Genomic DNA, 12,595 nt, shown 5'->3' with positions numbered 1-12,595 from the left:
CAGCCGGACAACACTGAAACATGTGGTGCCCGGCTTTTTTATATGGCTTGTTCGAAAAAACAGGAATGCGGATGTACATGTTCGCTTTAGTATCTGGAAGAAAAGGAAGAAACGAAAAAGATGGAAAAAAGAGAGTTCAATAAAAACTGGACATGCAGATGTATCACAAGGAAGGAGCCGGAGATAAAAGTAACACTTCCACACGATGCCATGAGAAGTGAGGCGCGTACGGAGGAAAGCCAGGGAGAGGGCAATATCGGATGGTATATTGGCGGAGATTATGAATACACAAAGAGCTTTTTTGTACCTGCTGAGGATGTGGATAAGAAGGCAGTTCTGGAATTCGAAGGTGTATATCATAACGCGGAAATTTATATTAACGAAAAAAAAGCAGCTTTTCGCCCTTATGGATACACGAATTTTTATGTGGAGCTGAATGAATTTCTGCGTTACGGAGAGGAAAATACGATCCGCGTGATCGCCAGAAATGCAGATCAGCCAAACAGCCGCTGGTATTCAGGAACGGGAATCTACCGTCCTGTGAATCTGTATCTTGGGGGAAAAGAGCACATTCCGGTCAATGGCATCCGCATCCGCACCATCAGCCTGGAGCCTGTGCAGATTGAGGTGGAAGTGAAGACTTCCGTTCCGGGAAACGCGGAGATCCAGGTTCTGGACGGAGAAAGAATAGTTGCTTCTGGAAAAAAAATATCCGAAAAACGGGCTCTTTCCAAAAAAGAAACAGCAGCTCCAGAAGCGGTATTTCTTCTGGAAATCCCGGACGCAAAGCTTTGGAACCCGGATTCGCCTTACCTTTATACCTTGAAGGCCACCTTTGGAAATGATCAGGTATATGAGAGCTTTGGCGTCCGCACACTTCACTGGAATGAGTGCGATGGTATGACCATAAATGGAAAAAGAGTGATCCTCCGTGGTGCCTGTGTCCATCATGACAACGGTCTTCTGGGAGCCTGTACATTCCCGGAGGCAGAAGAGCGAAAGGTGCGTATTCTTAAGGAAAACGGCTACAATGCCATCCGTTCTTCTCACTATCCATGCTCAAAGGCACTTCTTGATGCCTGTGATCGCCAGGGAATGCTGGTGATGGATGAGTATGTGGATGTATGGTATATCCACAAAACAAAGTATGACTATGCCACCGAGCTGAAAGACTGGTGGAAAGAAGATCTTCGGGATATGGTAGAAAAGGATTTCAACCATCCTTCTGTGATCATGTATTCCACAGGAAATGAGGTGGCAGAAACTGCCCAGAAAAAAGGAATCGCGTTTACGAAATGTATGACAGAATATCTGCACAGCCTGGACGGTACAAGACCAGTCACCTGTGGAATCAACATTTTCTTTAATTTTTTAAGCTCCATCGGTCTTGGTGTATACAGCGATGACAAGGCAGAAAAAACAGCAGAAAAGGCTGCAAAAGATGCCTCCAAAAAGAAAAAGCCGGTAGGCAGTGAATTCTATAATACCCTGGCATGCCTTGCCGGAGATTATTTTATGAAAATGGGTGCGACCCTTCCGCCATGCGACTGGAAGACCCGTGACGCCTATGCAGCAATGGATATCGCAGGTTATAACTATGGACTTTTCCGCTATAAGCATGATCTTAAGAAATATCCGAAGCGCCTCATTCTTGGAAGTGAGACTTTCTGCAAGGATGCCTATGATTTCTGGGAGATCGCAAAAAAGAACAACCGGATCATCGGGGATTTTGTCTGGGCAGGCTGGGATTATATCGGTGAGACAGGAGACGGCGCTGCGGAGTACAGTGATTATAAAAACGAGGCACCACATACCAGAATGACCGGAAACAACGGCCGTATTGACCTTCTGGGTAAACCAAGAGCAGAGGCGGCTTACGCAAGAGTTGCTTTCGAACAGGAAAAAGGACCGTTTATTGCAGTGAAGCCAGTATATCAGAAAGAAAAATTGCAGCTCACAGGCTGGGCACTCACCAAGGCACTGGAGAGCTGGTCATGGCGGGGATGTGACGGCGAGAGTACCGAGGTGGAGGTTTTTGCCAGGGCAGCAGAGGTGGAGCTTTTGATCAACGGCGAGACTGTGGGCAGAAAAAAAGTAAAGAAATGCCGGACAAAATTCCAGGTGACTTATCATGACGGTGAGATCACAGCCATTTCCTATGATTCGGATGGCCGTGAACTGGGACGTCAGACATTACAGACAGCAGGGGCAGATACGATCCTTTCCATTTGCCCGGAAAAAACGCTCGCAGAACCGGAAGAGCTTCTTTTTATCCCCCTGCAGTACACAGACAGCAAGGGCAGCTGGAAGCCAATGGAAAAGCATGAGCTGAAGGTTTCGGTGGAGAACGGAACGCTGGAAGGACTGGGAAGTGCCTGCGCTTATGTGGAAGGAAATTACGCACAGGATACAACAAAAACATACTACGGAGAAGCAATGGCTGTGGTCCGTGCAGGAAAGAACGGAAGCGTAATGCTGACCGTTTCCGATGAAAAAGAAACTTATAAATGTGAAATTCCTGTCAGACAGTAGAAAATGGTCAGAAATTGTGAAAAGTGCATAAAAATAGCACAAAAAAACTGTGCAACATAAATAAAGTATGTTAAATCTATACAAAAAACACGTTCCGATTACGTTAAAAAAATTACCGTTGGCGGTCAGAATGTAAAAGAATCAAAAATCAATGCTATACTCGGGACAACTGATAAACAGAACTTCGGGAGGAATAGAGAAGATGAAGAACAAACGATCCACAAGAGCTCTTCGAGGCCTTACAGGTCTCACATCCTCGCTTCTGGTGGTGGCACTTGGAACAACGACCATTGCCAATGCGTGGGCATCCAAGATCAACGAATATCTGGGAACGACCAACATTTCCGTTACCGGTGAGACCAGCGACAGCGATGATGCTTATTACTACAAATCAGATTATGACAATACCACAGATCTGATCAATGCCAGAAATGAGGTCATGACAAAGATTCAGGAAGAGGGAACTGTACTTCTGAAAAACGAAGATCAGGCACTTCCTCTTAAGAAATCTCCAAAGGTCACTCTTTTCGGAATGACAAGCTACGCTCCGGTATATGGCGGAACCGTAGGAAGCAGCTCTCCTGCAAAACAGGACTTAAGCTTCAAGGAATGTTTTGAGGATGCAGGAATTGAAGTCAATCCTACTATGTGGAGCTTCTATGAGAGCATGAGCAAGGATTACAAACGTATGGCACTGGCACCGACCTGGTTTGGCTTTACAGGCGCAGAGATGGAGCCGCAGACCATTCGTACCGGTGAGGTTCCGGTTGACAAGTACACAGATACTGAGCGCGCAAGCTACAGTGATTATAACGATGCAGCGATCGTTGTGATCGGACGTCAGGGCAGTGAGGCAGATGATTTCGGAACCAGTACAGACAATGTAAAAGACGGTGACGGAACACATCTTGCACTTGGACTTCAGGACGTAGAACGTGACATGATCAACGAAGCGAAGAAGAATTTCGATAAGGTCATTGTTCTGATCAACTCCGATAACCCGATGGAGATCGAGGAGCTGAAAGAAGATAAAGATATCGACAGCATTCTCTGGATCGGCGAGCCGGGAACTGTAGGACTGAAAGGTGTTGCTTCTGTTCTTACCGGTGAGGTAAGCCCTTCCGGACATCTGCCGGATACTTACGCGGTAAGCTCTGTATCTTCCCCGGCTATGGCAAACTTCGGAAGTTATACATTTACAAATGCAACAGAGAAAAACTTCGGAGCTTCTAACTACAGTGGTTCTAATTACGTGGTAGAGAGCGAGGGTATCTACACAGGCTATAAATATTATGAGACAAGATATGAGGATACCGTACTGAAACAGGGCAATGCAGACTCTGAGGCAGGAGCTTCCGGCGACAACGGTTCCTGGAATTATGACCAGGAGGTTTCCTACGGATTTGGTTATGGTCTTTCCTACACAAGCTTTGAGCAGAATATCAAAAACTTTGATTATTCCGGAGATACCGTAACACTTTCTGTTGAGGTCACAAACACAGGAGATGTGGCAGGAAAAGACGTAGTACAGCTTTATGCACAGACTCCGTATACAGATTATGATAAAGAAAACAATGTAGAAAAAGCTTCTGTCCAGCTGATTGGTTTTGAGAAGACAAAAGAGCTGAAACCGGGCGAGTCTGAAACAGTGGAAGTCAGCGCTCCGAAGGAATACTTCGCTGCTTATGATTACACAACAGCAAAGACCTATATCATGGACGCGGGTGATTACTATTTTGCAGTAGGAAACGGCGCACATGAGGCACTGAACAACATCCTTGCAGCAAAAGGTTACACAACAGCAGACGGCATGGATGTTGATGGAAATAAAGATCTGGCAGTGTCCTATAAAGAGGACAGTCTGGATACCACAACTTATGCAATGTCTTCTGTAACAGGAAATGAGATCTCCAACCAGTTTGATGATGCAAATCTCAATACCTACCAGGATGGCACAGTTACCTATCTTTCCAGAAATGACTGGGAGGGAACCTGGCCGAAAACTTACGACAGTATTGAAGCGACCGAAGAAATGCAGGATCTGATCAAAGGAGATTCTTATACAGTTTCCAAGGATGATGATACCTCTGAGGTGAAATGGGGACAGGCCGGAGATCTTCACATCATTGATCTGAAAGGGATTGACTACGACGATGAGAAATGGGATCAGCTTCTGAGCCAGATCACACTGGATGAGGCTACCAACTTTATCCAGCTTGGCGGTTCCGGTATCGAGCCGATCGCTTCCATTGACCTGGTTGGCGGACTGGACGCAGACGGACCGAACGGAATCATTGATGCTTTTGGTGGAAAAGTACTTTCTACATACTGGAAGGCAAGTGAGTCTGAGGATCCTGCTTATGTTTCTTCCAAAGATGAGAATGCTTCCTATGAATGCGGAACATTCCCGACAGAGCCGACACTTGCAGCTACCTTCAACAAAGAGCTTGCAGCAGATCAGGGCGATATTTTTGCAGAGGATTCTCTGTGGACCAACATTACAACCATGTATGCACCGGGCCTGAACCTTCACCGCACACCATACTGCGGAAGAAATCAGGAATACTTCTCTGAGGACAGTGTTCTTACCGGAGAGCTGGGAGCGGCAGAGATCCTCAAAGCACAGGACAAAGGCTGTATCCTCGCTCCAAAACACTTTGCATTTAACAACCAGGAAGTAAACAGAAGCGGCCTTGCTACATTCGGAAATGAGCAGGCACTTCGTGAAAACGAGCTCCGTGGATTCCAGATCAGCTTTGTAAAAGGTCAGGCGAAAGGTCTTATGAATGCCTACAACCGTATCGGCTGTACATGGGTCGGAATGAGCGAAGGCTTAAGCACAGAGGTCGTAAGAAATGAGTGGGGCTTCAAAGGCTGGGAAAACACAGATATGCTTTCCTCTGAGGATTATCAGAGATGGGACGAGGGACTTCTTGCAGGAACAGACCTTCTCCTTAACACAAGCCTGGATTCCTACAGTGATCTGAATGCAAAAACAGTACAGAACGATCTGGCACTCCAGAAACGTATCAAGGAATCTCTGCACTACACATTATATGCGTATGTAAACAGCAACCTTATGAATGGTGTAACAGACAGCACAAGCGTTGATTATGTACTCACTGTATGGCAGAAAGGTCTTATCGGTGTGGATGTACTCTTCGGTGCACTGACACTTCTGTGTCTGGTACTTTACATCCGCAAGGCGCGTAAGATCAAGAAAGAACAGTAGGAGGAAGAGCTGATGAATATCAAGGAATTTTTCGGAAAAGCAGCAGCCGGCATCTATGTCTCAGGAATTTCTGTGATCGCCCTTGTGGTTGCGCTGATCGTATATATCATGTATGGACTGGAAAAAAATAATCTGGAAGCTGTAATCGTTGTATTTACAGTGATCGCCATCGTAGCAGGTCTTATGGAGATGATCCTGACACTGGCAAAGGGATATCGCCCGATGTGGGATAACATGACAATCGTGTATTCCATTCTGGAAGCTGTTGCAACTGCCATTTTTGCAAAAAGCGCAGCATCTTATATCCAGAGCGTCAGCGTCGGACTTGCAAAACTGACTGTTACTTTTGAGGTAGCTGTGGTAGCTTACGTACTGGCACTTGTGATCGCCATCATCTCCGGCTTCCTCAACAGAAGAAAGATCGAAGCATAAAGAAACAAAAGAGTTTAAATGGAGGAATTTAAATGAAGACAAAACAGGCATTCAACCCGTATCTGCCAAGCTACGAATACGTACCGGATGCGGAACCGCATGTCGTAGATGGAAGAGTTTATATTTACGGTTCCCATGACCTGTTTAACGGACTGAACTTCTGCCTTGGTGACTACGTCTGCTGGTCAGCACCGGTAGACGACTTGGGCAACTGGAGATACGAAGGATGTATCTATAAGAGAGAGCAGGATCCTGCGGCACCGCGGATCCGACTGACCAATGGCCTCGCTGCACCGGATATGGTGCAGGGGCCTGATGGTCGTTTTTATCTTTATTATTTCATGGGTGGTACCAAGATGATATCCGTAGCTGTCTGCGATAAACCGGCAGGTAAGTATGAATTCTACGGATATGTTCATTATGAGGATAACACCCCGATCGGAAAAAAAGGAGAGCCTTTCCAGTTTGATCCGGCTATTTTTATGGATGATGACGGAAAGCTTTATCTTTACACCGGTTTTGCACTGCAGGGAAACCCGATCCTTCTGGACGGCTCCAAGCCTACAGAGCACGGTCCGATGTGCTTTGAGCTGGATCCTTCCGATATGCTTACTGTAAAAAAAGGCCCCGGCTACATCGGTGTTGCAGGAGAAAAAGAGTCTAAGGGAACGGCTTATGAAGGTCATGCATTCCTGGAGGCAAGCTCCATGCGTAAATTCAACGGAACCTATTATTTTATTTACAGTTCCTTAAACAGCCATGAGCTGTGCTACGCCACCAGCGATCACCCCACAGGCGGATTTGAATATGGCGGCATCCTGGTCAGCAACGGAGATATCGGACTTCCAGGTGTGGATGATGTAAAATATGCAAAGAATTCCACGGGAAATACCCATGGAAGCCTTATTGAGATCAACGGAAAATACTATATTTTCTATCACAGACACAGCAACCGCAAGCAGTCCTCCAGACAGGCATGCGCTGAAGAAATCCGTTTTGAGAACGGAAAATTCCTCCAGGCAGAGATGACATCCTGTGGACTGAATAACAGTCCGTTAAATGGGACTGGACATTATCCTTCCTACATTGCCTGCAATGTATATGGAAAGAAAGGAACCCGTTTCTTAAGCATGCTGAAGCATCCGAAGGCAGGACATCCGTATCTTACCCAGAAGGGGGGAGACAGGGAATCCGGTGAGGATCAGTATGTGGCACATATGTGTGATGGAGCTGTGGCAGGATATAAATATTTTGATCTGTCAGAGACAAAGGAGATCTGCATCAATATCTGCGGAAATGCTTCCGGAACTGTTTACGTAAGAACTGCAGAAAACGGAAAACCGGTAGCTGAGATTCCTGTAAAGGCATCCAGAGCGCGGAAGGCTTTTTCAGCGAAGATAACAGGCCTTGAAAAAAAAGAAGCTCTGTTTTTCTCTTATGAGGGAAAAGGCTCCTTTGATTTCCACTCATTTGATCTGAAGTAGGAGGAAAGCATCTGTGAAAATCACAAAAATTGTGGAAAACCCGATTTTCCGCACAAAAATAAAATCAGAGAATGTGAAGATCCTTGAGATGATCATCGGATATTTTCTGGCACCTTTCTGCGCCATGCTTGCAAACTCCATTTTCGGTGCATATCTGAACCGTTACTATGTGGATGTTCTGGGATGGACGAAGTTCGGTGTGTTTGCAACTATGCTGCCGGTGGTATCTGTGATCTTTGTAGTACTTGGAAATCTTCTCATTGGAAGATGGATCGATAACACAAGAACTTCACAGGGAAAAGCAAGACCGTACATGCTTTTGTCCGCGCCGATGGTGGTAGTTGCAGTGCTCCTTCTGTTTATGACCCCGACCGGAAAAAGTGATGCAGTGCAGATGATCTGGATCGCAGTGTCCTATAACCTGTACTATGCTCTTGCGTATCCGTGTTTTTACACAGCACACAGTTCCATGGTAGCATTGTCTACAAGAGATTCCTCACAGCGAGGCATGCTGGCTACATTTTCCAATGCAGCCATGGTTGCTTCCGCGGGAATCGGTGCCAGCATCATCGTACCGATCCTTCTTCAGAGCTATCTCTTTGTTTCAGATAACGGTGAGATCGATGTTACGGCAAGCTATGCACACTGGAGAATCATTTCTATTGTACTGTGTCTGTTCTGTTTCTTTGGTATTCTTCTTGAGTATTATTTTACAAGAGAGCGTATCACAGAGGAGAACATCAACCTTAATATAAAAGAAGAAAAAATTCCTCTGAAAAAACAGGTACAGGGATGTATCCGCAACAAATACTGGTGGATCATCATTCTCTATTTTCTGCTTTTCCAGCTGGGACAGCTGGTAAAAAACAGCTCCATGAGCTTTTATGCCAGATGGATGTTTGACAGCGTGATCAATTCTGCCAATCCTGAGCAGACCTCCGGAACACTGATGTCAACACTGGGACTGATCGGTGGGCTTCCTACAGCTGTGGGTATGTTCGTTGCATGGCCGATCGCCAACAAGCTTGGAAAAAAACGTGCAGTTGTTTTAGGCTTATGTTTTTCTGTGATCGGCGGTCTGGTATGCTTTATCAATGTGCACAGCTTCGTGCTGGTGTGTGTGGGAATGATCCTTAAAGGAATCGGCAGTATTCCGGCTATGTATGTGACCATGGCACTTCTGTCTGATGTGCTGGATCACCTGGAGGCGAAGAACGGTTTCCGAAGCGATGGATTTACCATGTCTGTATATGGTTCCATCATGGTCGGACTTACCGGAATCTGTACAGGAATCATCAATGGCCTGCTTACTTTTGCAGGATATACCAACACAGGTGTTGCCTGTGATCCGTCCACACTTACCATTATCAGCAATGTGGCAGATTACACAGGAAAGATCGTGTACCGTCAGATGGGCGGTGTGGAAAATGTGCTTGCTTTTGCATTCCTGGGAATGGAAGTCATTTCCTTTGCCATCATCGTATTTATGATGAGCAGACTGGATGTGGAGAAGCACATTGAAGAGGATCATAAGATCATCAAGGAAAATCAGAAGAAAGCAGTTCTCGCAGCCGGTGGAACCTGGGAGGAAGACTGATTTTTGTATTGTTTCAAAGCGGCTTTCTTGGTATACTGAACTCATGTGAAAAGTAGTTTTCATGGGGGTGAAGACAGCTATGGTCCGCATTGCAGTAGTAGAGGATAATGAGCAGGACAGAAGGGCGCTTCTGTCCTGTCTCCACAAATACGAAAAAGAACAGAAGCTGAAATTTTCCATAAGGGAATTTCAGGATGGAGAGGATATCGTTACGGGATATTCGGCAGACTATGATCTGCTTCTTATGGATATAGAGATGACTTTTATGAACGGAATGAAGGCAGCAGAGAAGATCCGGGAGCTTGATAAAGATGTGGAGATCATTTTTATCACCAATGCACCGCAGTATGCCATACAGGGCTATAAGGTCAATGCACTGGATTATATGCTGAAACCAATTTCCTGGTTTTCTTTTTCCGAGAGTATGGGAAGAGCTCTTTCCCGTGTAAAGACCTCAGCGAGTGAATATATTACGATCTCGTTGAAGGGCGGAATGCAGAAGCTGGATGTGGCGAAGATCTGTTACGTGGAGGTACAGGATCATCTTCTGATCTATCATACCACAGAAGGGGAATACAGTACCAAGGGAACTATGAAGGATGCAGAGAGCCAGCTGGACCCGGCGGGATTTTTCCGGTGTAACCGGTGCTATATCGTGAATCTTGAGTATGTGGAGAATTATGTGGGAAGTGACGTATGCGTAAACGGTGACGTGATCCAGGTCAGCCGCAGCAGACGGAAGCCTTTCCTTGACGCATTAAATGAATATCTGAATGAGGTGGGCAAATGAATGCAGGAGAGGTGTTGAATACACCAGGTTATTACTATGCCATAGCTTATGCCATGTCGGGGCTTGTGATCGCAGGCTCCAACGAAAGAAAATTAGAGGGATGGAAGCTGGGTGCGGTAAGCTGTCTTCAGTTTGCCCTCCTTTTATTGTTTATGACATGGACCCATGGTGTTGGAAATGCGTTGTTTCTTCCGGCTATGGTGGTGATCATCGGGCTTTTATATTTTTATATTTACATATGTAATCGTTTTACAGTACGGGAAGCTGGATTTTTCTGTGTGAAGGCTTTTATCAATGGAGAGTTCGCGGCGTCTCTGTGCTGGCAGGTTTTTTATTACATCCATGAACTGACAGATTGCGGGTTTTACTGGGAATGGGTGATCATGGCTGTGGTTTATGCACTGCTTTTCGGAATCCTTTTTCTTATGGAACGTTATCTGAAAAAAGATATCGAGGAGCTGAATGTGACACGCCGGGAGCTGCTTGTTGTGGTTATCGTTGCGGCTGCTGTTTTTGGAATGAGTAATTTAAGCTATCTGGATCAGAACGGACTGTTCAGCGGGCGTTTTGCAATGGATATCTATATCATCCGTACACTGGTGGACTTAAGCGGGATGGCGGTGCTGTACGCTTATCATATCCAGGTCAAGGAGATGCAGCTCCGCCTGGAAAAAGATGCTCTCCGCAACATCATGGAGATGCAGTATAAGAATTATCAGCTTTCCAGGGAGAGTATTGATGTGGTCAATCAGAAATATCACGATCTGAAGCATCAGATCAATCTTCTGAGAAGCCAGACAGACACCGGAAAATCAAAGGAATATCTGGATAAGATGGAGCATGAGATCAAGGTTTATGAGACGCAGAACAAGACCGGAAACCGGATTCTGGATGCTATGCTTACAAATAAATCTATGGTATGCCAGAAACGGGAGATCGAGCTGAAGGTGATCATGGAGGGACAGAGCCTGTCATTCATGGATGATATGGATATCAGTGCACTGTTTGGAAATATGCTGGATAATGCCATTGAGAGTGTCAGCCGCCAGAAGGAAAAAGAGAAACGTCTGATCTGGCTGTACGTATCCAGAGAAAAACAGTTCGTCCGCATCCGTACTGAGAATTACTGCGATGAAAAGATCCAGTTCCGAAACGGAATGCCGGTGACAACCAAGAAGGATAAGCGGCTTCATGGATACGGCATGAAAAGTATCTGCGCTACTGTGGAGAAGTACGGCGGCTCCACTGTGGCCTGCCAGAAGGACAACTGGTTTGAACTTAAAATCCTGATCCCGATTCGATGAGAATTTTGTTGAAAATTACATGAAAAAACAGTTGACAGGCACAATTCATTATAATATAATAACTCAATGTGACGTAGTGCGAAGATGCTTGAGCCAATAGCCCCGGCGACGGCATTTTATCAGCGGTTTCGGACATTTCCGCGATTTATTTTGCACCCGCGTTTCCATTTACTTTTTCGCGGAAGTACCGCGGTTTGAGAAACATTATCGTTGATAAATAACAGGAGGTAGGACCATGCAGACTTATATGGCTAATCCGGATAAAATCGAAAGAAAATGGTATGTAGTTGACGCAGAGGGTTGCACTCTGGGACGTCTGGCATCCGGTGTTGCAAGTGTTTTAAGAGGAAAGAACAAACCTCAGTTTACACCGCACGTTGACACAGGAGATTATGTAATCGTTGTAAACGCTGATAAGATCAAAGTTACAGGCAAGAAGCTTGAGCAGAAGATTTATTATAACCACTCCGAGTATGTTGGTGGAATGAAAGAGACCACATTAAAAGAAATGTTAGCAAAGAAACCTGAGAAGGTTATCGAGCTCGCAGTTAAGGGAATGCTTCCGAAAGGACCTCTTGGAAGAGCTATGAACAAGAAACTTTTCGTATACGCAGGACCAGAGCACAAACATGAGGCTCAGAAGCCTGAAGTTTTAACATTTTAATAGGAGGTAGAAAACATTGGCTAGCGCAAAATTCTACGGAACAGGAAGAAGAAAGAAATCAATCGCAAGAGTTTACCTGGTACCTGGAACAGGTAAAATCACTATCAATAAAAGAGACATCGATGAGTACTTCGGACTTGAGACTCTGAAAGTTATCGTTCGTCAGCCACTCGCTCTTACAGAGACAGAGGGTAAATTCGACGTGATCGTTAACGTTCACGGCGGTGGATACACAGGACAGGCTGGAGCAATCCGTCACGGTGTTTCCAGAGCACTCCTTGAGGCAGACAGCGACTACAGACCAGCTCTTAAAGCTGCTGGATTCCTTACACGTGATCCACGTATGAAAGAGCGTAAGAAATACGGTCTCAAAGCTGCTCGTCGTGCACCACAGTTCTCCAAACGATAATTTGGAGCGAAGCGACAACGAGAGAAAGAGAAGTCTTTTTCGAGTTCAGTTTGTGGAGCTTATGCAGAAATTTATTAAAACCTCGGAAAACATTGATTTTCCGAGGTTTTTTATGCCTGGAATTTAAGTAAATAGAGAAACCCCTAAAGGG

General features: G+C 45.5%; 9 protein-coding genes. All 9 read left to right on the top strand.

From position 1 onward, the window contains the following. Positions 1–120 precede the first annotated feature (120 nt). Positions 121–2,532, top strand: a complete 2,412-nt coding sequence (locus WMO28_RS05220) for a glycoside hydrolase family 2 TIM barrel-domain containing protein (RefSeq protein ID WP_178644235.1) — start codon at positions 121–123, stop codon at positions 2,530–2,532. 202 nt (positions 2,533–2,734) lie between these two features. Further along, entirely contained in the window at positions 2,735–5,764 is a 3,030-nt protein-coding gene (locus WMO28_RS05215; protein WP_349056266.1) for a glycoside hydrolase family 3 C-terminal domain-containing protein, read from the top strand. A gap of 12 nt (positions 5,765–5,776) precedes the next feature. Beyond that, positions 5,777–6,196, top strand: coding sequence for a hypothetical protein (locus WMO28_RS05210; RefSeq protein ID WP_178644239.1), 420 nt, complete (start codon positions 5,777–5,779; stop codon positions 6,194–6,196). Positions 6,197–6,228: 32 nt separating this feature from the next. Then, a complete protein-coding gene (locus WMO28_RS05205; protein ID WP_349056265.1) occupies positions 6,229–7,680 on the top strand; it encodes a family 43 glycosylhydrolase in 1,452 nt (483 codons plus the stop codon). A gap of 13 nt (positions 7,681–7,693) precedes the next feature. Beyond that, positions 7,694–9,277: an MFS transporter gene (locus WMO28_RS05200; RefSeq protein ID WP_349056264.1), complete on the top strand. Its 1,584-nt coding sequence runs from the start codon at positions 7,694–7,696 to the stop codon at positions 9,275–9,277. Positions 9,278–9,338: 61 nt separating this feature from the next. Continuing rightward, positions 9,339–10,067 carry a LytR/AlgR family response regulator transcription factor gene (locus tag WMO28_RS05195; protein ID WP_349056263.1) on the top strand — a complete coding sequence of 243 codons (729 nt, stop codon included), beginning with the start codon at positions 9,339–9,341 and terminating at the stop codon, positions 10,065–10,067. Next, on the top strand, positions 10,064–11,371 hold the full coding sequence (locus WMO28_RS05190) for a GHKL domain-containing protein (RefSeq protein ID WP_349056262.1): 1,308 nt from the start codon (positions 10,064–10,066) through the stop codon (positions 11,369–11,371). Before WMO28_RS05195 ends, WMO28_RS05190 begins: the two co-directional genes overlap by 4 nt. Positions 11,372–11,606: 235 nt before the next feature. After that, on the top strand, positions 11,607–12,035 hold the full coding sequence (gene rplM / locus WMO28_RS05185) for a 50S ribosomal protein L13 (RefSeq protein ID WP_118608682.1): 429 nt from the start codon (positions 11,607–11,609) through the stop codon (positions 12,033–12,035). 16 nt (positions 12,036–12,051) lie between these two features. Beyond that, positions 12,052–12,444 carry a 30S ribosomal protein S9 gene (rpsI, locus tag WMO28_RS05180; protein WP_296047082.1) on the top strand — a complete coding sequence of 131 codons (393 nt, stop codon included), beginning with the start codon at positions 12,052–12,054 and terminating at the stop codon, positions 12,442–12,444. Positions 12,445–12,595 lie beyond the last annotated feature (151 nt).

Origin of the sequence: Blautia aquisgranensis (assembly GCF_040096615.1) — a bacterium.
In the GTDB taxonomy this organism is placed as follows: Bacteria; Bacillota; Clostridia; order Lachnospirales; family Lachnospiraceae; genus Blautia_A; species Blautia_A aquisgranensis.
The sequence above is the reverse complement of the archived record's forward strand: the minus strand, read 5'-3'. Positions and strand labels throughout refer to the sequence as shown.